Raw genomic sequence first — 22243 nt, 5'->3', positions numbered from 1 at the left:
GGACCGGTCACAGGGACTCGACGTGCTTCTTGAGTCCCTTGAGCGCGGTGTCGATGAGGATCTTCTCGCCCTTGCGCTTGAGCATGCCGATCAACGGGATCGAGACGTCGAGGGACAGGCGGTAGGTCACCTCGGTGGAGCCGGCGCCGAGGGGCCGCAGGACGTAGGCGCCGTCGAGCGCGCGCAGCATCTTGCCCTCGACCAGGGTCCAGGTGACCTCACGGTCGCCGTGCCAGGTGTAGGCCAGGGTGTACTCGTCCTTGATCGGCGAGACGTCGAGCTCGAAGAAGACCTGCGTGGCACGCCCGTCGTCGAAGGTGCCGAGCACGTCGGCGGTCTTCACACCCTTCGCCCACGCGGGGTACGCCGGGAAGTCGGCGATCACCTCCATCACGGACGCCGCCTCGGCGTCGATGACGATGGAGGACGTGGTCTGTTCGGCCATCGGTGTTTCCCCTTGGAGATGGGCGGTGTCGAGTCACGCGAGCCTACCGGATACCCGCGGTACGTGGATGGCCGGTAACGTGCGGGCGTACACCGTTCCCATGCAGTGCAGAAGGAGGCCGGCATGCGAGAGTTCGCCACGCCGTTGACCGTGGAGATTCCCGCGACTGGCAACGTGACCGACGACGTCGTCACCAATGCGCGTGACCACGCCGACTCGGTCGTGTTCAGTCGCCGGACCGGCGACGGTTGGGTCGACGTCACCGCCGCCCAGTTCCACACCGAGGTCACCGGTGTGGCCAAGGGACTCATCGCCGCCGGCATCGAGGCCGGCGACCGCGTCGCGATCCTCTCCAAGACCCGCTACGAGTGGACCCTCCTCGACTACGCCATCTGGTTCGCCGGTGCCGCGACCGTGCCGATCTACGAGACCTCCTCCGCCGACCAGATCGCCTGGATCCTGGAGAACTCCGGCACCAAGGCCGTCATCGCCGAGGGCGCCGACCACCTGGCCAAGGTCTCCGCCCTGCGCGGCAACCTGCCCGAGCTCAACCACGTGTGGACGATCGACGACAACGCCGTCGACGTACTCACCAGCCTGGGCGCCGACATCGACGACGAGACCCTGGAAAAGCGCCGGAGCGCGACCACGCCCCTCGACCTGGCCACCCTGATCTACACGTCCGGGACGACCGGCCGCCCCAAGGGCTGCATGCTCACCCACGGCAACTTCATGTTCGAGCTGGGTTCCGCGGTGCACGAGCTCGACCGGCTCTTCAAGGACGAGAACGGCTCGACGCTGCTGTTCCTGCCGCTGGCCCACGTGTTCGCCCGGATCATCCAGGTCGGTTGCGTCAAGGCACGGGTCCGCATGGGCCACTCGGCCGACATCAAGAACCTCGTGGACGACCTCGGCGTGTTCAAGCCGACGTTCATCCTCGCCGTGCCCCGCGTGTTCGAGAAGGTCTTCAACACCGCGTCGCAGAAGGCGTCGGCCGACGGCAAGGGCAAGATCTTCCAGCGTGCCGCCGACACGGCGATCGCCTGGTCCCGCGCGCAGGACGGCGGTCGGGTGCCCCTCCGGATCCGCGCCCAGCACGCACTCTTCGACCGGCTCGTCTACGGCAAGCTCCGCAACGCCCTCGGCGGCGAATGCCTGTACGCCGTCTCCGGTGGCGCACCACTCGGTGAGCGCCTGGGCCACTTCTACCGCGGCATCGGCCTGGTGATCCTCGAGGGCTACGGCCTGACCGAGACCACGGCGGCGCTGACCGTGAACCTGCCCGACGCCCAGAAGGTCGGCACCGTGGGACGCCCGCTCGGTGGCACGTCCGCCCGCATCGCCGACGACGGCGAGCTGCTCTTCAAGGGCGGCCAGGTCTTCGCCGGTTACTGGGACAACGAGCAGGCCACCTCCGAGGCGCTGACCGACGGCTGGTTCCACACCGGTGACGTGGGAGAGCTCGACGACGAGGGCTTCGTCCGCATCACCGGCCGCAAGAAGGAGATCCTGGTGACCGCCGGCGGCAAGAACGTCGCCCCGGCCGTGCTCGAGGACCGCCTGCGCGCCCACGCCCTGATCAGCCAGTGCATCGTGGTCGGCGACGGGGAGCCCTTCATCGGCGCGCTGGTCACCATCGACCCGGAGTCCTTCCCGCACTGGGCGCTCGAGAACGGCAAGAGCGGGTCGATCGCCGACCTGGTCGACGACGAGGACCTCCGCGCCGCAGTTCAGTCAGCGGTCGACGACGCCAACAACGCCGTCTCCAAGGCCGAGTCGATCCGCAAGTTCACCATCCTGCCGATGGACTGGACCGAGGAGGACGGCCAGCTCACGCCGTCGCTCAAGCTGAAGCGCAACGTCGTCATGCGCGAGCACCGCGCCGACGTGGCCGCGCTCTACGGCCACTGATCCACACCCTTCGCGGTGCCTCCGGCCGACAGGTCGGGGGCACCGCGTTCATTTCAGGCGGGTCATTTCAGGCGGGTCACTTCTTGCCGATCTTGCGGGCCACCGCGACGCGCTCCAGGGCCGTGGGGTGGCTGCCGAACCAGAACTGCGACCACGCCGGTGGCGTCGGGTCGCACACCGCGCCCAGGCACAGCTCGCGTTGCAGGTCCACCATGGCCGAGGCCGGGGTGACCGCGAGTGCGTCCACGTCGGCGCGCATCTCGATCCTGCGACTGATCGTGTTCTCGACCGGGCTGACGAAGAAGGTCGCCAACGCCAGCAGCGCCAGCACGGTCGCCACGGCGCGGGGGTCGGCCAGTCCCTCGATGCCGGCCCGTCGGCGAAGGCCCGGTCGGCCCATGATCAGTCCGAGCAGGCCCACCCCGACCAGTGCGCCGAAGGCACCGAGCGCGGTGCCGACCAGCACGTCGTCGTGCTTGGCGTGGGCGAGCTCGTGGGCCACCACCGAGAGCACCTGCTCGTCGGGCTGGTGGTCGACCAGGTTGTCGTAGACCACCACGCGCCGGGTGCCGCCGAAGCCGGAGACATAGGCGTTCAGGGTCGTCGTACGACGCGAGGCGTCGGCGACCAGCACGTCGTCGACCGCGACACCCTCCTGGTCGGCCAGGGCCAGGATCTCCTGGCGCATGGGCCCGTCGGGCATCGACGAGAAGTCGTTGAACACAGGCTCGACCACCACGGGGTAGAGGAACGAACCGCCCAGGAGGAGGACGACGTAGATGCCGGCCACGACGGCGGGCCACCAGGTGCGCCAGCGCCGGACGCAGCCGAAGAGCACGAGCAGGGCGATCGAGGTGAACACGATCGCGAGGCCGAGCCCCTTGACCTGGTCGAGCGCCCAGCCGCCCAGCCCCTGCGTGGTGAGCCCGTAGTCCACACGGTGGTCGCGCAGGGCCACCGCGAAGGGCAGCGTCGCCAGCCGTCCGATGACGAGCACGGCAGCGGTGAGCCCGACGACCGTGACCGGCCACGGCCAGGACCGACGGCCCAGGAGCCGGGTGCCGAGCCGGGTGAAGCCGAGCACGCACGAGACCACGAGCGAGACGGCGAGCGACGACCAGCTCAGGATGCGCGACAGGCGCGCGAACTCCTCACCGCGCTCCAGCTGTGCCCTCGTGAGCACGTCGGTGGCCGGAACGGGATCGGGAGCGCCTCCCGGGACCGGCTGCCACGGCACGAGCACGGCCGCGACCAGCACGAAGAGCAACGCTCCGCCCACGGTCAGCACCCACAGTTGCCGACGGGTCACGAGGCTGGTCCGCTGCTCCCCCGCGATCACCGTGCCAGTCTCTCGAGCTCCCTGCGCCACCGTTGCACCAGTTCCTTCTCGCCGAATCCGTAGACCTGCTGGAGTGCAGCACCCACCGGTGCGCCGTCCGACACCTCGTCGTACAGCCTCAGCAGGTCCTGCTCGGAACCAGTCTGCGCCAGCAGCCGACAGGCCAGCCACGCGGCCTCGTACGACGCTCCGAGGTGGGTGGTGTGCGTGTCGAACTCGTTGCCCGCCGGCAGGTGCCGGGGTGCCCCGTCCCGGCGTACCTGCGCCAGGACCTGGCCCGCGGTGACTGACAGGGGCAGGGTGACGTCGCGCAGCGCCACGTAGTCGGCGAAGCCCTCGAGCAGCCACAGCGGCGTGTTCGACGCGGTCGCGGCGCCCGTGGCCACGTGCACGAGCTCGTGGGTGGTGACCACCTGGGCGCCGTTGCGTCGTAGCCCCGAGAAGACCTCCGGGTTCACGAAGACGTGCACCGGCGCCGACGGAGAGAGCGACCCGTCCACCGTGGTGGTCACCGCGGCGATCTCGGCGTACTCCCCCGGGTCGGCGGCCAGCACCTCGTCGAGTTGCTCGTCGGACTCCGGCACCACCATCACGAGCTTCTGTCGCCACGGCGGGAGGACCTTCCCGACCGCCCGCACCGCCACCCGGGCCTGCCGCGCGAACCGGTTGACGGGCTGGTCCCCCGCTGCCATCACGAGCGCCTGCGGAGTGCGGCTGACGTTGAGCGCGGTGGCAAGCCACAGGGGCGTACGGCGACCGCCGCCACCGACGTCGACAAGCACCGCGTGATCGCCCTCGCGCGCGAAGACGAACGTGACCTCGGCGTGGGCCTCACGCGGGTCGTAGCCGGCGAACCGCCAGGTGGTGTCCACCGCGGCGGCCCACTGTCCGTCCGGGAGTGTGGCGGTGAGAGCGGCATCCTCGTCGACGTAGCGGGCGGTGAAGCCGGCGACCCGGAGCTCCTCGGCGTTGTCGACCGCGGTCTCGGCCAGCTCGCCGGCGTCAGGGTGGAGTCGCGCCCTGTCACGCGCGCCGACCGCCGTCTGCAGGTCCGCCAGCGCCGCGGCGGCGAGGTCCTGGCGGGCCGACGGTGAGTCCAGGACCCGCGGCGTCTCGGCGTCGTCGTCCTGGCGGAGCCAGAAGACGAGCACGCCCACCACGAGGGCAAGCGAAAGGCCGGCCACCCACCAGAGTGGGCGACCGGCCTTCGATGCTGAGCTGTCGTTCAGGGTGGTGCCGATCAGCCCGGGCGGACTGCGCCGGAGTACGGCATGGAGAAGACGCCGGCGGTGGTGACGCCGCTGCCCGGGTTGGCCGCGTGCACGATCATGCCGTTGCCGATGTACATGCCGACGTGGCTGACCGGGCTGTAGTAGAACACCAGGTCGCCGGGCTGCAGGTCGCCCGAGGAGACGCTGGTGCCGGAGCCCATCTGGGCGCTCGAGGAGTGCGGCAGGCCGACGCCGGCCTGCGCCCACGCCATCATGGTCAGGCCGGAGCAGTCGAACGCGCTCGGGCCGGCTGCGCCGTAGACGTAGGCGTCGCCGACCTGGGCCATCGCGTAGTTCACGGCAGCGGCGGCACGGCCGGAGGCCGGCACGTTGGCGGGCAGACGCGTGGTGCCGCGGCTGGCCTCGGTGTCGAGCCGGGCCCGCTCCTCCTCCTCGAGCTTGCCGAGCAGCTCCTTGGCCTCGGCGAGCTTGGCGTCGGCCTCGTCCTTGTTCTCCTCGAGGTCGGCCTGGGCGTCGGCGAGCTCGTCGGCGCGCTCCTGGGTCGCCTCGCGGCGGATCTCCAGGGAGTCGGTCTCACGGGTGTAGTCCGCGACCGTGTCGGCCTGCACGTCGTTGTAGCTCGAGACCGTGTTGAGGTCGGAGAGGAACTCGTCGGGGCTGTTGGAGAGCACCAACTGGCCGGTCGTCGAGATGTCCTGGCCTTCGTACTGCGCGGCCACGGCGTCGCTGACCGTGCTGGTCATCGAGTCGACCTTGGCCTGCTGCTTCTTCTCGTCGGCCTTCAGGGCGGCGAGGTCGGCCTCGAGGTCGTCGAGCTTGAGCTTTGCGTCGTTGGAGCGCTCGGAGGCCTGCTCTGCCTGGTGGTAGAGCTTGTCGACGCGGGCCTTGACATCGTCGATGTCAGGCTCGGCGTTGCCCGGCGCTGCGGGGATGGCGGTGATGCCGATGACTGCAATGGCGCTGCTGGCCAGGCCAGCAAGAATGCGCTTCCGTCCGTGGTGCATGTAGCGGACGTACTCCCTCTTTGTCGACGCCTACCGGGTGAGCTGACGGGTTCGGGCACAAAGAAGCCCTACACACGCTCCACGGATCGCTCCGCCTTGCGTGTGATTCACCCCAGGGATACGTGGGTCCCCGGTTTCTCCGCCTCGGACTTCCCCGTCCTCGGCATCGAATTCGGCGTGGCACCCGAGCCGGTCCTGTTTGACCAACTGGTACGGGCACCTGAAGCAGCAAGATTAGACGTGGTTGCACTCCGCGGCAAACCCTCGGAGCGGATGTCGCGGGGTGTTTCATGCCACGGCGGCGCGCCGTGACGTGTCATGCGTCACACCAGCCCCACGCGAGGCAGCGTGGGAGCTGTCGGCTCGGCCGGGGCAGGCCGGGCGGGAGGCGGGCTCAGGCGGACTCGACCTCAGGACCGGCCAGCGGCGTCACCATGCGCAGCGGCGGCACCAGGCCCGAGTCGGCGAGTACGTCGAGGGCCCGCTGCTCGTCGTCGTCGAACGCCAGCTCGGGCGGCGGCCCGAGCAGCACGGTCACCACACAGTCGTGGCAGGCCAGGCCGCGGACTTCGCAGCTGTCACAGTCGATTCGCAAGGTCATGGGTGTCCTCGTCTCTCATCGGTCCGGGAGGGGAAGTTCCCGGCTGTGACGCACTCTGGCAGGGACCACCGACAACGGTCCGGGACCGCCGGACCACACACCGGGCAGCGGGCCGGTCGGCCCGACCGCGGGGCGGTCTCGGGGCTCAGCGGGCGAGGAGGGCCACGAGCGCCGACGAGGCCATCGGCTTGGCACCGGACCGGCGTACGTCGCCGGCGATCTCCCGGTCGGAGGAGACGACCACCACGACCCGTCCCTGGGGCTCGGCCGCGACGAGGTCGCGGATGACGTCGTCGGCGATGACGCCCTCGGGACTGAAGAGCACCTTGACGCCGCGGGGCGCGTTGACCGGGCCGCGCGAGGACTGCGCTGCCGCGTCGAACACGACGGTGGTGTCGACCCCGGTGCGCGCGATCAACGGCGCGAGCCCGTTGAGGAGGCGGATCCGCTGGGCCTCGAGCGTCGAGTCGGGCCAGGCCGTCTTGCTGACGTTGTAGCCGTCGATGATCAGCCGCGCCCGGGGCATGGCGAGGAACTGTTCGAGAAGCGCCGGGCTGGACGGGCCCAGCGAGCCGGCCGCGCTCGGCGTACGCGTGCCGGCGAGCGCGAGGTCGGCCTCGACGGCGTCCGCCGGAGAGCCGGTGACGGTCGGCAGGGCCAGCTCGCGGCGCAGTCCCTGGCCGGCATCGAGCAAGGTGTCGAGCAGGACCCGGGCACGGAGGGTGGCGGCGTCCTTGTCGGTGCGCACCTCGCGGCGGGCGGCCGACAACGTGGCCTGGAGCTCTTCGACCTGGGCGCGCAGGCGTCGGGACTCGGACTCGGCACTGGCCAGGCCGGCCTCCGCCTTGAGTCGCACCTCCTCGGCCAGCACGATCGCCTTCTCGGCATCGGCGCTGGTCGAGCGTCCGGAGGCCCGGGCCTCCCCCAGCTTGCGACGCAGGGACGCGTTCTCGGTCTTGAGCTCGGCGACCTGGTCCTTGTGCTCGGCCTTGAGCTGCTTGATGCGCCCCTCGGCCTGGTCGACCTTCGTCTGGAGCCGCTCGAGCTGGGCAGTGTCGACGGTGGCCTCACCGGTGACGGTGCGCGCACACGCGTCGGCGTACGAAGCCTCCCACCCCTCCGGACGCAGGAGCCACAGGAACGCCGCCAGCTCCACCGGGTCAGCCGCCTCGGGGGCGACACCGTCGCCGATCGCCTCCGCGAGGTCGGGCTGGGTGGCCGCGACCTGGGTGGAGAGGTGGCCGCGGAAGTCGTCGTCGGTCTCGAGGGCCGCCGCGATCTGGGTGCCGCCGAGCCGGGCCCGGCGGTTGGGGGCGAAGGACGCGACCTTGCGCAGGGAGGCCGGCAGCTCGCTCACCTTCGGCAGGGCGTCGGCGGCGAGGGAGAGCACGCGGGCGCGCACCGGCTCGGGCATCTGCCCGCCGGTCCGCTCCGCTGCGTCCGTCGCCATGGGTCAGTCCTTGGCCGGGTCCTCGGACACGGCCGCCTCGTTGCGGTCGATCAGCTCGATCGCGTCGTCGCGACCGCACCAGCGGCAGGACACCGACTCGACGGTCTCGGCCTTCACCTCGGTGCTCTCGACGACCGGCTCCCCGGACAGGTCGAAGTGCCAGTACTCCGCCGTACGGCGGGTGCGGGTCACGTCGAAGCGCGTCAGGTTGCCGCACCCACCACACCGCCAACGGTTGGTCGTGTCGGGAATCTGTGCGGTCACGGGGGCTCCTTCAGGGTTGCTTGACGAACATCCCCAGCCTATGGGGCGCGCCCTGCCGGGATTGTCGGTGCCCACATCTAGCGTCGGGGACATGAGCAATGCGGTTCAGGGTGCGCCTTCCCGATGGGAGGTGCAACGCAGTTTCGACGAGCTCGGCCGACCCCTCCGCGACATCACGTTCTGCGTGGTCGACCTCGAGACCACCGGGGGTTCGGCGGCGGCGGGTTCGATGATCACCGAGATCGGCGCGGTCAAGGTGCGCGGCGGCGAGATCCTCGGCGAGTTCCAGACCCTGGTGAACCCCCACGACACCATCCCGCCCTTCATCGCCGTGCTGACCGGCATCACCAACTCGATGGTCGCCGACGCTCCCCCGATCGAGTCCGCGCTGCCTGCGTTCCTCGAGTTCGCCGCCGGCTGCGTGCTGGTGGCCCACAACGCACCCTTCGACGTCGGGTTCCTCAAGCACTTCGCCGAGCAGCAACAACGCCCGTGGCCGCGCTTCGAGGTGCTCGACACCGCCAAGCTGGCCCGCCGGGTGATCACCCGGGACGACGCCCCCAACTGCAAGCTCTCCTCCCTGGCGGTGCTGTTCAACGCCGACACCACGCCCAACCACCGGGCGCTCTCCGACGCCCGCGCGACCGTCGACGTGCTCCACGGGCTGATGGAGCGCCTGGGCGCCCTCGGCGTGCACACCCTCGAAGAGCTCCAGACCTTCTCCTCCCGGGTCAGCTCGGCGCAGCGCAAGAAGCGCCACCTCGCCGAGCGGCTCCCCCATGCACCGGGCGTCTACCTCTTCCGCGACGCCAGCGACCGGGTCCTCTACATCGGCACGTCCCGCGACCTGCGCACCCGTGTGCGTTCCTACTTCACGGCCTCCGAGACCCGCTCGCGCATGGGTGAGATGGTGCGGCTCGCCACCAAGGTCACCGGCATCGAGTGCGCCACCGTGCTCGAGGCCCAGGTCCGCGAGCTGCGCCTGATCGCCGAGCACAAGCCGACCTACAACCGCCGCTCGCGCTTTCCCGAGAAGGTGCACTTCCTCAAGCTCACTCGCGAAACGTGGCCGAGGCTGTCCCTGGTCCGCAAGGTGCTCGACGACGACGCCGACTACATCGGACCCTTCTCGTCGCGGCAGACCGCCGAGCGCTCGTTGGCCGCCCTGCACGAGGCCTTCCCGATCCGCCAGTGCACCGACCGGCTCGGCGCCACCCCGACCCGCTCCCCCTGTGTGCTGGCCGAGATGGACCGTTGCCTCGCGCCCTGCGACGGCAGCACCGACGAGTCGGCGTACGCCGCCGTGGTCAGCAGGCTGCGCGACACACTGCTCCACGACCCCGACGAGGTCGTCGAGACGATCAACCAACGCATGGCCCAGCTCGCCGACGACGAGCGCTTCGAGGAGGCCGGGGTGCACCGCGACCGGCTGGCCTCGTTCCTCCGCGCCGCGGCCCGCACCCAGCGGCTCTCCGCCCTGTCCCGGTGCACCGAGGTGGTCGCGGCCCGCCGCGAGGACAACGGTCGCTGGTCGGTGCACGTGGTGCGCCACGGGCGCCTGGCGGCCGCCGGCGTGATCCCCGCCGGCACGGACGCCCACCAGTTCGTCGCCGACCTGAAGGCCTCCGCCGAGGCCGTCGCCGACGCACCCGGTCCAGTGCCCGCCGCGTCGGCCGAGGAGTCCGAGAAGGTGCTCACCTGGCTCGAGTCCGACGGCATCCGCCTGGTCGACGTCGACGGCGAATGGACCTGCCCGCTGCGTGGTGCGCGCCGCCACCTCGCCCTGCACGACGCGGTGAACCAGTCGCGGTTGTCCCTCGTGCCCTTCGACGACCGCCGCGACATCACGACCGTCCACCAGCCCGCCCGGTGACCCCGCATCCACCCTGAGTCGGTCCACGCCCGTCCGGGTCACCCGCTACCGTTGACCGTGTGATCACCGCCATCGTCTTCGTCCACGCCGACGTCTCCCGCATCCCCGAGGTCGCCGAGTCGATCGCCGCCCTCGAAGGGGTCAGCGAGGTCTACTCGGTCACCGGGGAGATCGACCTGATCGCCCTGGTGCGCGTGAAGAACCACGACGACGTCGCCGACGTCGTCGCCGATCGCCTCAACAAGGTCGACGGGGTCACCGCCACCGAGACGCACATCGCGTTCCGTGCCTACTCCCAGCACGACCTCGAGTCCGCGTTCTCCCTCGGCCTGGACTGACCGCAGCGGCTGCGGCCAGCAGCAACTCCCCACGCCGACCCGAGGACGCCGCTAGCCTTCGCCCATGGACTGGCTCTCCGACCACTGGCTCGACATCCTCGGGTGGGGTGGCAGCACACTGCTGGTCTTCTCCCTGATGCAGGCCCGCGTGCTGCGCTTCCGGGTGCTCAACCTGGTCGCCTGTCTCGTGCTGGCCGTGTTCAACGGGCTCCTGGAGATCTGGCCGATGCTCGCCATGAACATCGTGCTCAGCGTGATCAACCTCTGGTTCATCGTGAGGCTGGTCTCGGCGCGTGACGACGCCACAGTCTTCGAGGTGCTCGAGGTCCGGCCCGACGACGCGTACGTCGCCCACGTGCTGCGCGGCAACCGGGCCGACATCGTGAGGTTCCAGCCGGACTTCGACGCTCCTGCGACAGACGACACCGTCTTCCTCGTCCAGAAGGGCCAGGAGACCGTCGGAGTCGTGGTGCTGGCCGTCGACGCCGGCACCGCCCACGTGCGACTCGACTACGTGACGCCGCGATTCCGCGACTTCTCGCCCGGCCGGTTCGTGTGGCGCAGCAGCAGCCTGCTCCGCGACCACGGCATCCGGCGCGTGGTCACCTCTCCCACCATGGTCGGCCCCTACTACGACAGGCTCGGCTTCACCCACGACGGCTCGTCGTACGCGCTCGACGTGTAGCCGGTCACTCCCCGGCCCGACGTACGACGAACGTCGGCGGGGTGGTCAGGCTGCGACCCACGACGCAGTAGCGCTCGGTGGCCGCGGCCAGCTTCGCGAGGAGCGCGTCGTCGGCGCTGGTCTCCAGCTCGGCGACCACCACGACGTCGCAGACCCCGACGGGTGCGTCGCGGTCGAGGCCGAGGGTGCCCCGGGCGTCGAAGGTGCCGTCCACCCGCAGGTGGGCGCCGGCAATCTCCACGCCGTACGCCGTCGCGACGGCACGGAGCGTCACCCCGGCACACGCAAGAAGGGCCTGGAGCAACAGGTCGCCACTGCAGGCGTCGTCGCCGGTGCCACCGGTGGCCGGGTGCAGGCCGGCCCGGACCGGTCCGGCGAATCCCTCGACGGTGCAGGTGACCCCGTCGTCCCGGTAGTCAGCGACGGCCGACACTGGGGTGACGGCGTCGGACGGGTTCGTGCGGTAGCGCGCCTTGAGCGGCGCCTGCGCGGCTCGCAGTTCCTCGGCATCCATGCGTCCATGGGAGCACGGAAATGGCCCCGGAGGGGCGAAGTGTCGGGCTCAGGCCTCGGCGCAGGCGCTGACCCAGCGGGCCAGGGCAGCCTTGGCGGCACCGCTGTCGATCGCCGCACGGGCCCGCTCCATGCCGGCCGCCACGCCCTCGGCGACGTCGTCGGTCTCGCCCGCGTGCACCGCGAGGGCCGCACCCGCGTTGAGCACGACGGCGTCCCGGACCGGTCCGGGCTCTCCGTCGAGGACCCGGCGAATGACGTCGGCGTTGTGCGCGGTGTCGCCGCCCCGGAGGTCCTCGGCGGTGGCCAGCGGAATGCCCAGCTCTCGGGGATCGATGCTGGACTGCTCGATCGACCCGTTGCGGACGGCCCAGACGGAGGACGTCGTCGTCGTGGTCAGCTCGTCGAGCCCGTCGTCGCCTCGGAAGACCAGGGCGTCGACGCCACGGTGGGCGAAGACACCGGCCAGCACCGGTGGCATGTCGGGAAAGGCGCAGCCGATGGCCGCGGCCGCCGGCTGGGCCGGGTTGGACAACGGACCGAGGATGTTGAAGAACGTGGCGATGCCGAGCTCCTTGCGCGGCACGCCGGCGTGGCGCAGGGCCGAGTGGAAGATCGGCGCGAAGCAGAAGGTGATCCCGGCCTTGGCCGCGACCTCGGCGACGGCGTCCGGTGCGAGGTCGAGTCGGACCCCCATTGCTTCGAGCACGTCGGCGGAACCCGACTTCGACGAGGCCGACCGGTTGCCGTGCTTGACCACCAGGGCACCTGCGCCGGCCGCGACGATCGCCGACATCGACGAGATGTTCACCGAGAAGGAACGGTCACCACCGGTGCCCACGATGTCGACGCTGCGACCGGGGATCTTCAGTGGCGTGGCCTTCTCGAACATCGCGTCGACCAGTCCGGTGACCTCCTCGACGGTCTCGCCCTTGGTGCGCAGCGCGACCGCGAAGGCGGCGATCTGCGACGGCGTGGCCGACCCGGAGAGGATCTCGCCCATGGCCCAGCGGGTCTGCTCGGCGGACAGGTCCGTGCGACCGATCGCCGTGGTGAGTACGTCGGGCCAGGTCAGGGCGCTCACGTGGCCGGCACCCGTGAGCGGAGCAGCCCGATCACGGATTCGGCGAGCTGGATCGGGTCGATCGGGTGCGACACGGCGGCCTCTGCCCGCGACCACGTGGCCAGCCAGGCGTCCTGCGGCCGACCGGTCAGCACCAGCACGGGCGGGCACTCGTAGATCTCGTCCTTGAGCTGCTTGGCGATGCCCATGCCGCCCGCCGGGACCGCCTCGCCGTCGAGGATCGCGAGGTCGACGTTGCCGGCGTCCATGTGCTGGATCACGACGGGCTCGGTGGCGACCTCGACGTACTCGAACTCGGGCAGGTCGGGGTGCGGACGGCGGCCGAGGGCGAGGATCACCTGCTGCCTGATGTTGACGTCGTCGCTGTAGACCAGGATCTGGAGCGGGGGCGCAGTGGTGTCGGTCACGGTGTCGATGCTATCCGGCGTCGGTGCCGGTGGTCTCGCGAGGTGGTTTCGACGCGTTCTCGGCCCGGGCCTCCTCGCGGTCCAGCCGGCGGTCCTCGCGCCTCGCCTCGGCGATCGACGCGCGCACCCACTGGGTGAACAGCACCCCGAAGAAGATCAACCCGATCAGGTCACCCGAGGCCCAGAGGATGCCGCCGGCCAGGTGCTGGTCGGAGGCGATGGACGGGAGCCAGGAGCCCATCGGGCCCTCGCGGAGCTCCCGGTAGTGGTCGCCGCCGATCATCGACTGCTGGTCCATGATCGTGATCCCGAGGAAGGCGTGGAACGGCAGCGTCAGGACGATCAGCAGCAGGCGGAACGGGTAGCCCACGCGTCCCGGGACCGGATCGATGCCGAGCAGCGGCCAGAAGAACAGGGCACCCACCGTCACCAGGTGCACGTGCATGATCTCGTGGACGTACGTCGAGCTCAGCGAGGCGTCGTACCAACCGGAGAAGTAGAGCGCCCACGGCGAGAGCACGTAGAGCGCGAAGGCCAGCGGCGGGAAGGCGAGCACCGCCGCCACCCGCGAGTGCAGGGCGATCAGCAGCCACCCGCGGGGACCCCTGCTCGACGTGCCGGGCAGGGTGCGCAGGGCGAGCGTCACCGGAGCGCCCAGCGCCAGGAACAACGGCACCCACATCGACAGGATCATGTGCTGCACCATGTGCACGCTCAGCAGCGTCGTGTCGTACGTCGACACCCCCGAGGCGGTCACGAAGAGGAATCCGCCCATGCCGGCCACCACGAAGGCCAGCGTCCGCCCGATCGGCCAGTGGTCGCCACGGCGCCTCAGCACCACGACGCCGGTCAGGTAGAGCCCGGTCACCCAGACTGCTCCGATGAAGAGCAACGGGTCCAGGGTCCAGGCGGTGAAGACACGCCCGAAAGTGAATTCGGGGAGGTCGACACCGGCCGTGAAAGGCGCGATCACACGGGGAAAGTCCACGGTGTGAACTTTATGACGCCCAAGATCAGGGGGTCGGGGTGCCCTCCGGCCGCGGTACAGACATAATGAGGCCCGTGGCGACTGCAACTGCGATTCCGGCGTCCCGTCTTCACGGGCATCATGACCGTCCCAGCATGGTCAGCGTAGGCACGATCATCTGGCTCTCCAGTGAGCTGATGTTCTTTGCTGCGCTGTTCGCGTGCTACTTCACGATCAGGGCCCAGAGCTCTGCCCTGTGGGCGAGCGAGACGGAGCTCCTGAACATCCCGTTCTCCTCGGCGAACACCACGATCCTGGTGCTCTCGTCGGTGACCTGCCAGCTGGGCGTCTTCGCCGCCGAGCGCGGCCAGGTCGGACGCACGGGCTCTGTCTTCAACGTGAAGGGCTGGGGCCTGCGGGAGTGGTTCATCCTCACGTTCATCATGGGCGCCGTCTTCATCGGTGGTCAGGCCACCGAGTACGCCGAGCTCATCCACGAGGGCCTCACCATCCCGGCCAACGCCTACGGCACGGTCTTCTACCTGACCACCGGCTTCCACGGCATCCACGTGACCGGCGGCCTCATCGCCTTCCTGTTCGTCCTCGGACGGACCTACCTCGCGCGCAAGTTCACCCACGAGCAGGCGGTGAGCGCGATCGTCGTGTCCTACTACTGGCACTTCGTCGACGTCGTCTGGATCGCGCTGTTCGCGACCATCTATCTGATCAAGTAAGCCCGAAAGATCTAGGACCTAGGGACTGAACGTGCGTCTTCTCAATCGCCCACTCAACCGTGTGGCCGGCCGGCTCTCGCGGCACCGCAGGCGTCCCCTCGCCGGGCTGCTCGTGATGCTTCTCGGGCTGTTCTTCACCGGTGCCCTCTACGCCGCGTTCGCGCCGGCGTCTGCCGACAAGCAGAACGGCACCGATGATGCCGAGATCGCGCAGGGCCGCGAGCTGTTCCTCGTGGGCTGCGCCTTCTGCCACGGCCAGAACGGTGAAGGCATCACCAGCCAGACCGGCCAGCTCGGCCCGTCGCTGGTCGGTGTCGGCGCTGCCGCCGTCGACTTCCAGGTCGGCACCGGCCGTATGCCGATGGTCCAGCCCGGCCAGCAGGCCGCGGTCAAGGACAAGGTCTACACCGACGACGAGGTCAAGGCCCTCTCGGCGTACGTCGCCTCGCTCGGCCCCGGCCCGTCGATCCCCACCGAGGACGACTACTCGATCGACCACCTGAGCAAGGACGAGCAGCGCGAGGCCATCGTCAAGGGCGGCCAGCTGTTCCTGGCCAACTGCTCGGCCTGTCACAACTTCGAGGGCTCGGGCGGAGCCATGCCCGAGGGCAAGAAGGCCCCCAGCCTGCGCAAGACCTCGGACAAGCACCTCTACGAGGCCATGCTGACCGGCCCGCAGCAGATGGACGTCTTCTCCAACGGCAACATCGCCCCCGAGGACAAGGCCGCGATCATCGCCTACCTCAACTCCATCGAGGAGAACCCCGGGTACGGCGGCTTCAGCCTCGGCGGCATCGGCCCCGTGAGCGAGGGCATGTTCGCCTGGCTCCTGGGCATCGGCGGCCTGATCGGCTTCGCCTACTGGATCGCGGCGCACTCCGCGCGCTCCGAGAAGACCGAGCACAGCGAGGAGACGCCCGCGTGAGCGACCACCACGACACCGAGTCGAACCACCTTCCGGCCTCCGTCGAGGAGCCGATCGCGAACCCGGGCCTCCCGGCCCACAAGCCGCGCCCGACCGACGTCGACGTCAAGGCCGAGCGCCGTGCCGAGCGACAGGTCGCCGCCTTCTTCGTCCTGTCGATGATCTGCGCCGTGCTGTTCTGCGTCGCCTACTTCACCCTCGACATCAAGGACGAGACCGACACGTTCATCGGCCTCGGCGCCTCCAACGTCGCCCTCGGTGCGACGCTGGGCCTGGCCCTGATGTTCATCGGCATCGGCGTCATCCACTGGGCCCGCAAGCTCATGGGCGACGTCGAGATCTTCGAGATGCGCCACCCCGCGGCGTCCTCCCCCGAGGACCGCGAGGAGACGCTGGCGCAGCTTTCCGCCGGTCTCGAGGAGTCGGGCATCGCCCGTCGTCCGCTGATCCGCAACACCATGCTCGGTGCCATGGGCATGCTCGGCCTGCCGCTGATCGTGGGCCTGCGGGACCTCGGCACCCTGCCCGGCAAGAAGCTCGAGAGCACCGTCTGGGCCAAGGGCACCCGCATCGTGCGCGACGTGACCGGCACCCCGGTCAAGCCGAGCCAGCTCGAGGTGGGCGACCTGATGAACGCCCAGCCCGAGGGTCTGGTCACCCTGCACCACGAGGAGGACGTCGCCGAGGGTGAGGCCCGCGGCGTCGAGTACCTCGAGGGTGTCGACCTCCAGGTCGCCAAGTCCAAGGCTGCCGTGATCCTGCTCCGCATGGAGCCCAAGGACCTCACGTTCTCCGAGCGCAGCCCGCAGAACTGGCAGGTCGACGGCATCGTGGCCTACTCCAAGATCTGCACACACGTCGGTTGCCCGATCTCCCTGAACGAGCAGCAGAGCCACCACCTGCTCTGCCCGTGCCACCAGTCGACCTTCGACCTCGCCGATGGCGGGCGCGTCGTGTTCGGTCCGGCTGCCCGCCCCCTCCCCCAGCTCCCGCTGAGGGTGGAGAATGGCTACCTCGTGGCACAGAGCGACTTCAGGGAACCAGTCGGACCTAGCTACTGGGAGCGTGACTCCAAATGAGCACATCCGCGAACGTGGGCGGCTCCGTGGCCTCCACCAACGGCAAGAGCCCCGCCTCGGCCAAGAAGACCGGCCGCGGTGCCAAGGTCGTCGGCTGGGCCGACGAGCGGCTCGGCCTGGCCACTGCCGCCAAGAAGAACCTGCGCAAGGTCTTCCCGGACCACTGGTCCTTCATGCTCGGCGAGATCGCGCTGTGGAGCTTCGTCGTACTCCTCATCACCGGCGTCTTCCTGACCTTCTGGTTCAAGCCGTCGATGGTCGAGGTCCAGTACTTCGGCTCGTACGCCGAGCTCAACGGCATGCACATGTCCGAGGCCTTCGCCTCGACGCTGGACATATCGTTCGACGTCCGCGGTGGCCTGATGGTGCGCCAGATGCACCACTGGGCGGCCATGCTCTTCATCGCCGCGATGCTCGTGCACATGATGCGCGTCTTCCTGACCGGCGCGTTCCGCAAGCCGCGTGAGGTCAACTGGATCATCGGCGGTGTGCTGATCCTGCTGGGCATCGTCGAAGGATTCGCGGGCTACTCGCTCCCCGACGACCTGCTCTCCGGCACCGGCATGAGAATCGCCGACGGACTGGTCAAGGCCACCCCGGTGGTCGGCACCTACATGTCGTTCTTCATGTTCGGTGGCGAGTTCCCCGGCGACGACATCATCCCGCGCCTCTACATGGCGCACATCCTGCTGATCCCGGGCCTGATCCTGGCCCTGATCGCGGCCCACATGCTGCTGCTCGTCTACCACAAGCACACGCAGTGGCCTGGCCCCGGACGCACCGAGGAGAACGTCGTCGGCTTCCCGATGCTCCCGGTCTACATGGCCAAGGCCGGTGGCTTCTTCTTCATCGTGTTCGGCATGTGCGCCCTGATGGGTGGCCTGCTGACGATCAACCCGGTGTGGAAGTACGGGCCCTACGACCCGTCGAAGGTGACCGCAGGCTCGCAACCCGACTGGTACATGGGTATCGCCGAGGGCCTGCTGCGCATCATGCCCGGCTGGGAGACGCACCTCTGGGGCCACACTCTCTCGTGGAACATCTTCCTGCCCGGCCAGATCCTGCCCGTGGCCCTGCTCGTGACGGTGCTGGCCTGGCCGTTCCTGGAGGCCTGGGTGACCGGCGACAAGCGGGAGCACCACCTGCTCCAGCGTCCGCGCAACGCCCCCGGGCGCACCGCCTTCCTGTCCGCGATGATCACCCTCTACGGGCTGCTCTGGGCCGCCGGCGGCAACGACGTGCTCGCCGTGCTGTTCCACCTGAACCTGAACCACATCACCTACTTCATGCGTGGTGCAGTGTTCGTCATCCCGGTGATCGTGTTCATCTTCACCAAGCGGTGGTGCATCTCGCTGCAGCGTCACGACAACGAGAAGCTGCTGCACGGCTACGAGACCGGCATCATCATGCGGTCCGCGGAGGGCGGCTACACCGAGCGTCACCTGCCGATCAGCGCGGACAGCGCCTACACGCTCACCGCGCGTGACCGTGACCAGGTGTTCGTCCCGGGCTCGGGTGTCGACGCCAACGGCGTGGCCTCCAAGGACGGCAAGCTCGACGGCGTCCGCGGCAAGTTGTCCACGGCCCTGTTCGCCGACAACATGCAGAAGCCGACCGCCCAGGAGCTCGAGGAGGCGCACCACCACGCCGACGACGAGCACGCCCACGAGATCGAGGCCGGTCTCGACCACTCGGCGGACGGCCACCAGTTCGACGGCCGTCACCCGGTCGACGGTGAGGCCCTGCGCGGCGATCACTGATCCCCGGGTCAGCCCACAGCACCACCCGAACCCCGCACCACCTCCTCGGAGGTGGTGCGGGGTTCGTCATTGATCGACCTGTCGCCAGTTCCGGTCGACCTGTCGCCAGTCCGGCCGTTGGGCGCGTCCGGGAATGTCCGCGCCCCACCTTTGGTTGAATCTTCAACACTTGCTGTGGAGGAGATCCCATGAACGTCAAGCTCGGACTCGACACCTTCGGCGACGTGACCGTCGACCCCGACGGCACGAAGTTGAGCCATGCCGAGGTGCTACGCAACGTCGTCGACGAGATCGTGCTGGCCGACCAGGTCGGCGTTGACGCGTTCGGCGTCGGCGAGCACCACCGCGACGACTTCGCGGTCTCGGCCCCCGACGTGGTCCTGGCTGCTGCCGCCTCACGCACCGAGCGGATCATCCTCGGTACGGCCGTCACCGTGCTCTCCTCCGACGACCCCATTCGGGTCTACGAGCGCTTCGCCACTCTCGATGCACTCTCGAACGGCCGGGCCGAGGTGACCCTGGGGCGGGGTTCCTTCACCGAGTCCTTCCCGCTCTTCGGCCTCGACCTGGCCGACTACGAGGTGCTGTTCGAGGAGAAGCTCGATCTCTTCGCCGCCCTGCGGCGGGAGGACGCCGTCTCGTGGAAGGGCACCACCCGTCCCCCGCTGGAGCCCACCCACGTCTTCCCCAAGACCGAGCGCGGCACGTTGAGCACCTGGATCGGCGTCGGTGGCTCACCCGAGTCCGTCGTACGCGCAGCTCGGCACGGCATCCCGATGATGCTGGCCATCATCGGCGGAGAACCGGCCCGCTTCGCACCGTACGCCGACCTCTACCGTCGTGCGCTCGCCGAGTTCGACAGCCCCGAGCTGCCGATCGGGGTGCACTCCCCCGGCTTCGTCGCGACCACCGATGCCGAGGCGCGCGAGCAGCTGTTCCCGCACTTCAAGGCCAACCGCGATCGCATCGGACGCGAGAGGGGCTGGGGTCCGGCCACCCGGGAGCAGTTCGAGGCCGAGGCCGACCACGGCGCGCTGTTCGTCGGCTCTTCCGAGACGGTGGCCCGCAAGATCGCCACCACGGTCGAGACGCTGGGCCTGAGCCGCTTCGACCTGAAGTACAGCAACGGCACCATGCCGCACGAGCAGCTGATGGACTCGATCGGTCGCTACGGCACCGAGGTCATTCCCCGCGTCCGTGAGCTGCTCAACTGACCCGTCGCCAGTTCAGTCGACCTGTCGCGTGTTCAGGTCCGATCACCGCAGACGGCGCCGTGCGGCTTCGATGCCAGAGATGATGATGCCCTCGACATCTCCATGGACTCCGAAGAGATTCCCCTTGCGCACGACGTCGATGATCCAGCCATGCCGCCGTCGGATCCATGCCCGTCGCTGCCGGTCATGCGGCTCGTCCTCCTCGCCGTGAAAGTCCTCGCCGTCGTACTCGACGGCGTACTTCAAGTGCGGGACACCCAGGTCCAGGAAGTAGGACCCGAAGGGCGAGGCGACCTCGATCTGAAGGTCCGGTTTCGGCACGGAGGGTATCCGGAGCCACTTGGAGCGGGTGGCGCTCTCCGCCGGTGAGCCGCTGCGCCCGTCGACATGCGGAGCCAGGTCCCGAAGTTGTACGACGCCGCGTGCCCGCTTGAACCGATCAGCCCCCAGAATCAACTCGTCGTTGGTGAAGCCGTGTTGCCGCTGCAAAGCGTCCATGACGCCCAACGCCTGGTCCCTGTGGAGCAGGCGCCCGACGTCGAGGGCAGTACGCAACGGTGTGGTCACCTCTATTCCATCGATCGACATGACGTCGTCCGGACCAAAGGAACGCTCCCCACTGCGGGTCAGGCCATTGCGGAGTCGATAGCCTGGTCGCCGAAACACCGAGACCTTCGGCACGACCAGGTGATCGCCGGGTGCCAGGACGCGAGGTGCGCCGAGGAGCCATGCCGCCGTACGGTCGGTGACGACCGCATCCTCCGGGACTACGCACTTCAGGCATGCGATGCGCAATGCCAGGTCCTCTTCGAGGTGCGCGCCGTAGTAGACGCCCCGCATCGGATGCTGCAGGGTCCCGGATGCAACGCCGGCGGCCAGATCAGCATCGCGGAGCCCCCACCCCAGGGCTTCCCGACGGGTGAACGGTCGGCCGGGAAGCACGAGCCGACCAGGACCGACGTAAGTTGCCAACATGTCCATGCCCGCAAGGATCGGCAATCCAGGAGTCATCCGCTCCGGTCAGCGAGCAACCTGTGGACAACTGCGGCAAAAAGCTGCATGGGGGCGAAAACTGGCGACGGATCGGCGTGAACTCACGACAGGTCAACCGGAACTGGCGACAGGTCGTCACGAACTGGCGACAGGTCAGAGCGCGGAGCCCTGCTTGTAGGTCGCGAACGACTCGTTCCAGTCGCCGTACCCGTTGTCGAGGGTCATCGGACGGTCGGTGCCGGTGTACTCGACCACGTCGCCCCGCTTGGAGATGTTGTAGATCCAGGCGGCGTTCTCGGTGGACATGCCGGTGCAGCCGTGCGACACGTTCGCGTAGCCCTGGGAGCCGACCGACCACGGCGCCGCGTGCAGGAACTCACCGCTCGAGGTGACCCGCATGGCGTACTCGACGTCGTCGATGTCGTAGGCGTCGGAGCTGCCGGCCGGGATGCCCACGGTCTCGGAGTTCATCCGCTTGGTGCGGTACTTCTCCATGATCACCTTCACCCCGCTGCGGGTGGTGAAACCGGCCTTGCCGGTGGTGATCGGCGTGGTGCGGACCAGCTTGCCGTTCACGAACGTCTTCATCTGGTGGGTCTGGGCGTTGACCTTGCTGATCACCGCGTCACCGACGTGGAACGAGACGGTGCGGGAGTCCTGGCCGTAGATGCCCTGTCCGGCGGGGAGCGCGTTGATGTCGAGGTCGACGGTGACGTCGCTGCCGGCCTTCCAGTACGCCGCGGGGCGGTAGTGCACCAGGGTGTCGCTCATCCAGTGCCACGTGCCCTTCTGGGCGGGCGTGGAGGTGACCAACATGTGCTTCTCGAAGGCCTTCTTGTCGGTCACCGGCAGGTCGAAGTTCACGATGATCGGCATGCCGACCCCGACCGTCTCACCCTCGAGGGGCGCGACCGCGGCGTAGGTCTGCTGGTCGAGCGTCAGGTCGACCGTGGTGAACCGACGCGACGAGTTGTCGACGTCGCCATCGGCGTTCTCCGTGGTGGTCCTCACGACGTACGTCGTGCCGGGTTCGAGCAGCTGCGTGGCGTGCCAGGTGCTGCCGTCGCTGGCCAGGGTGCCCTTGATCGGCTCGGCTCCAGCAGCCTTGACCAGCACCTTGGTGATGGTGCCGTTGCTGGCCTTGACGCGGACCACGTGGTTCACCGGGACGGCCTTGCGGGGGCCGACATTGCTGCTCAGGACGACGTCGTCGACGCCGTCAACCGAGCCCGGCCTGCCCTGCGAGTCGGAGGAGTTGTCCGAGTCGTCGGAGGAGGAGTCACCGGTCGCGTTGCTGCACGCGGAGAGTCCCGCAGTGAGCAGGGCGATGCCGGCGAGCGCGACGGCGGCGCGCGTGCCGCGACGGCGCGTGGGCAGTGCAGTCATGTCGGTCTCCCCCGTGGAAAGCTCAGTCGGTCCGAGAAC

Annotated in this window: 22 protein-coding genes and 1 riboswitch; of the genes, 9 read left to right on the top strand and 13 right to left on the bottom strand. The window is 69.1% G+C overall.

Annotated features, from left to right (window positions below; all coding sequences use genetic code 11):
- Positions 1 to 7: 7 nt before the first annotated feature.
- Positions 8 to 445, bottom strand: a complete 438-nt coding sequence (locus tag ASD30_RS02790) for an SRPBCC family protein (RefSeq protein ID WP_056676613.1) — start codon at positions 443 to 445, stop codon at positions 8 to 10.
- Positions 446 to 568: 123 nt separating this feature from the next.
- On the opposite strand from ASD30_RS02790, the gene ASD30_RS02785 reads away from it, so the two are divergent.
- Complete coding sequence (locus tag ASD30_RS02785; protein WP_056676610.1) at positions 569 to 2356, top strand: AMP-dependent synthetase/ligase; 1788 nt, start codon at positions 569 to 571, stop codon at positions 2354 to 2356.
- A 76-nt stretch (positions 2357 to 2432) separates the two neighbouring features.
- Here ASD30_RS02785 and ASD30_RS02780 read toward each other — a convergent pair whose 3' ends face one another.
- The 6 genes from ASD30_RS02780 to ASD30_RS02755 form a co-directional block, all read right to left on the bottom strand.
- Positions 2433 to 3695 (bottom strand): M48 family metallopeptidase, encoded by a 1263-nt coding sequence (locus ASD30_RS02780; protein WP_235532483.1) that lies wholly within the window; start codon positions 3693 to 3695, stop codon positions 2433 to 2435.
- Positions 3692 to 4879, bottom strand: a complete 1188-nt coding sequence (locus ASD30_RS02775; protein WP_156393494.1) for a hypothetical protein — start codon at positions 4877 to 4879, stop codon at positions 3692 to 3694. The genes ASD30_RS02780 and ASD30_RS02775 overlap by 4 nt, the downstream gene beginning before the upstream one ends.
- Positions 4880 to 4935: 56 nt before the next feature.
- Entirely contained in the window at positions 4936 to 5931 is a 996-nt protein-coding gene (locus ASD30_RS02770) for a C40 family peptidase (RefSeq protein ID WP_056676604.1), read from the bottom strand.
- An 11-nt stretch (positions 5932 to 5942) separates the two neighbouring features.
- Positions 5943 to 6119: riboswitch (cyclic di-AMP (ydaO/yuaA leader) on the bottom strand.
- Positions 6120 to 6325: 206 nt separating this feature from the next.
- Positions 6326 to 6532 (bottom strand): hypothetical protein, encoded by a 207-nt coding sequence (locus ASD30_RS02765; RefSeq protein ID WP_056676602.1) that lies wholly within the window; start codon positions 6530 to 6532, stop codon positions 6326 to 6328.
- A 145-nt stretch (positions 6533 to 6677) separates the two neighbouring features.
- A complete protein-coding gene (locus tag ASD30_RS02760) occupies positions 6678 to 7982 on the bottom strand; it encodes an NYN domain-containing protein (RefSeq protein ID WP_056676600.1) in 1305 nt (434 codons plus the stop codon).
- Between the two features lie 3 nt (positions 7983 to 7985).
- Positions 7986 to 8246 carry a hypothetical protein gene (locus ASD30_RS02755; protein WP_056676597.1) on the bottom strand — a complete coding sequence of 87 codons (261 nt, stop codon included), beginning with the start codon at positions 8244 to 8246 and terminating at the stop codon, positions 7986 to 7988.
- A gap of 91 nt (positions 8247 to 8337) precedes the next feature.
- Here ASD30_RS02755 and ASD30_RS02750 point away from each other — a divergent pair, with 91 nt between their 5' ends.
- From ASD30_RS02750 to ASD30_RS02740, 3 genes are all read left to right on the top strand, one after another.
- Positions 8338 to 10119, top strand: coding sequence for a DEDD exonuclease domain-containing protein (locus ASD30_RS02750; RefSeq protein ID WP_056676595.1), 1782 nt, complete (start codon positions 8338 to 8340; stop codon positions 10117 to 10119).
- Positions 10120 to 10178: 59 nt separating this feature from the next.
- A complete protein-coding gene (locus ASD30_RS02745) occupies positions 10179 to 10457 on the top strand; it encodes an Lrp/AsnC family transcriptional regulator (RefSeq protein ID WP_056676591.1) in 279 nt (92 codons plus the stop codon).
- Between the two features lie 64 nt (positions 10458 to 10521).
- On the top strand, positions 10522 to 11142 hold the full coding sequence (locus tag ASD30_RS02740) for a YgjV family protein (protein WP_056676588.1): 621 nt from the start codon (positions 10522 to 10524) through the stop codon (positions 11140 to 11142).
- 4 nt (positions 11143 to 11146) lie between these two features.
- On the opposite strand, the gene ASD30_RS02735 is transcribed toward ASD30_RS02740, so the two are convergent.
- From ASD30_RS02735 to ASD30_RS02720, 4 genes are read right to left on the bottom strand one after another with little or no spacing between them, the layout of a single operon-like run.
- Complete coding sequence (locus ASD30_RS02735; RefSeq protein WP_056676583.1) at positions 11147 to 11656, bottom strand: OsmC family protein; 510 nt, start codon at positions 11654 to 11656, stop codon at positions 11147 to 11149.
- Between the two features lie 48 nt (positions 11657 to 11704).
- Complete coding sequence (gene trpD / locus ASD30_RS02730; protein ID WP_056676581.1) at positions 11705 to 12739, bottom strand: anthranilate phosphoribosyltransferase; 1035 nt, start codon at positions 12737 to 12739, stop codon at positions 11705 to 11707.
- On the bottom strand, positions 12736 to 13146 hold the full coding sequence (locus ASD30_RS02725; RefSeq protein WP_056676578.1) for an Rv3143 family two-component system response regulator: 411 nt from the start codon (positions 13144 to 13146) through the stop codon (positions 12736 to 12738). The genes trpD and ASD30_RS02725 overlap by 4 nt, the downstream gene beginning before the upstream one ends.
- Before the next feature lie 10 nt (positions 13147 to 13156).
- Positions 13157 to 14134: a cytochrome c oxidase assembly protein gene (locus tag ASD30_RS02720; protein WP_235530027.1), complete on the bottom strand. Its 978-nt coding sequence runs from the start codon at positions 14132 to 14134 to the stop codon at positions 13157 to 13159.
- 65 nt (positions 14135 to 14199) lie between these two features.
- Here ASD30_RS02720 and ctaE point away from each other — a divergent pair, with 65 nt between their 5' ends.
- The 5 genes from ctaE (at position 14200) to ASD30_RS02695 (ending at position 19825) form a co-directional block, all read left to right on the top strand.
- Entirely contained in the window at positions 14200 to 14847 is a 648-nt protein-coding gene (gene ctaE / locus ASD30_RS02715) for an aa3-type cytochrome oxidase subunit III (RefSeq protein WP_056676573.1), read from the top strand.
- 31 nt (positions 14848 to 14878) lie between these two features.
- Positions 14879 to 15772 (top strand): cytochrome bc1 complex diheme cytochrome c subunit, encoded by an 894-nt coding sequence (gene qcrC, locus ASD30_RS02710; protein ID WP_442938208.1) that lies wholly within the window; start codon positions 14879 to 14881, stop codon positions 15770 to 15772.
- On the top strand, positions 15769 to 16851 hold the full coding sequence (gene qcrA / locus ASD30_RS02705; protein WP_056676570.1) for a cytochrome bc1 complex Rieske iron-sulfur subunit: 1083 nt from the start codon (positions 15769 to 15771) through the stop codon (positions 16849 to 16851). The genes qcrC and qcrA overlap by 4 nt, the downstream gene beginning before the upstream one ends.
- Positions 16848 to 18611, top strand: coding sequence for a cytochrome bc1 complex cytochrome b subunit (gene qcrB, locus ASD30_RS02700; protein WP_056676567.1), 1764 nt, complete (start codon positions 16848 to 16850; stop codon positions 18609 to 18611). Before qcrA ends, qcrB begins: the two co-directional genes overlap by 4 nt.
- Before the next feature lie 188 nt (positions 18612 to 18799).
- Positions 18800 to 19825 carry an LLM class flavin-dependent oxidoreductase gene (locus tag ASD30_RS02695; RefSeq protein WP_056676565.1) on the top strand — a complete coding sequence of 342 codons (1026 nt, stop codon included), beginning with the start codon at positions 18800 to 18802 and terminating at the stop codon, positions 19823 to 19825.
- 42 nt (positions 19826 to 19867) lie between these two features.
- On the opposite strand, the gene ASD30_RS02690 is transcribed toward ASD30_RS02695, so the two are convergent.
- Positions 19868 to 20806 carry a hypothetical protein gene (locus ASD30_RS02690; RefSeq protein ID WP_056676561.1) on the bottom strand — a complete coding sequence of 313 codons (939 nt, stop codon included), beginning with the start codon at positions 20804 to 20806 and terminating at the stop codon, positions 19868 to 19870.
- Positions 20807 to 20971: 165 nt separating this feature from the next.
- Positions 20972 to 22204, bottom strand: a complete 1233-nt coding sequence (locus ASD30_RS02685) for a L,D-transpeptidase (RefSeq protein ID WP_056676558.1) — start codon at positions 22202 to 22204, stop codon at positions 20972 to 20974.
- Positions 22205 to 22243 lie beyond the last annotated feature (39 nt).

The organism is Nocardioides sp. Root140 (genome assembly GCF_001426745.1).
Lineage (GTDB): Bacteria > Actinomycetota > Actinomycetes > Propionibacteriales > Nocardioidaceae > Nocardioides.
Note: the sequence above shows the minus strand (reverse complement) of the source record. Positions and strands in the feature narration are given on the sequence as shown.

Bases quoted from the DNA above. Each gene is read 5' to 3' on its own strand.
- ASD30_RS02790 (WP_056676613.1), bottom strand. From the start codon at position 445: ATGGCCGAACAGACCACGTCCTCCATCGTCATCGACGCCGAGGCGGCG.
- ASD30_RS02785 (WP_056676610.1), top strand. From the start codon at position 569: ATGCGAGAGTTCGCCACGCCGTTGACCGTGGAGATTCCCGCGACTGGC.
- ASD30_RS02770 (WP_056676604.1), bottom strand. From the start codon at position 5,931: ATGCACCACGGACGGAAGCGCATTCTTGCTGGCCTGGCCAGCAGCGCC.
- ASD30_RS02765 (WP_056676602.1), bottom strand. From the start codon at position 6,532: ATGACCTTGCGAATCGACTGTGACAGCTGCGAAGTCCGCGGCCTGGCC.
- ASD30_RS02760 (WP_056676600.1), bottom strand. From the start codon at position 7,982: ATGGCGACGGACGCAGCGGAGCGGACCGGCGGGCAGATGCCCGAGCCG.
- ASD30_RS02750 (WP_056676595.1), top strand. From the start codon at position 8,338: ATGAGCAATGCGGTTCAGGGTGCGCCTTCCCGATGGGAGGTGCAACGC.
- ASD30_RS02740 (WP_056676588.1), top strand. From the start codon at position 10,522: ATGGACTGGCTCTCCGACCACTGGCTCGACATCCTCGGGTGGGGTGGC.
- ASD30_RS02735 (WP_056676583.1), bottom strand. From the start codon at position 11,656: ATGGATGCCGAGGAACTGCGAGCCGCGCAGGCGCCGCTCAAGGCGCGC.
- ctaE (WP_056676573.1), top strand. From the start codon at position 14,200: ATGAGGCCCGTGGCGACTGCAACTGCGATTCCGGCGTCCCGTCTTCAC.
- qcrB (WP_056676567.1), top strand. From the start codon at position 16,848: ATGAGCACATCCGCGAACGTGGGCGGCTCCGTGGCCTCCACCAACGGC.
- ASD30_RS02695 (WP_056676565.1), top strand. From the start codon at position 18,800: ATGAACGTCAAGCTCGGACTCGACACCTTCGGCGACGTGACCGTCGAC.
- ASD30_RS02690 (WP_056676561.1), bottom strand. From the start codon at position 20,806: ATGGACATGTTGGCAACTTACGTCGGTCCTGGTCGGCTCGTGCTTCCC.
- ASD30_RS02685 (WP_056676558.1), bottom strand. From the start codon at position 22,204: ATGACTGCACTGCCCACGCGCCGTCGCGGCACGCGCGCCGCCGTCGCG.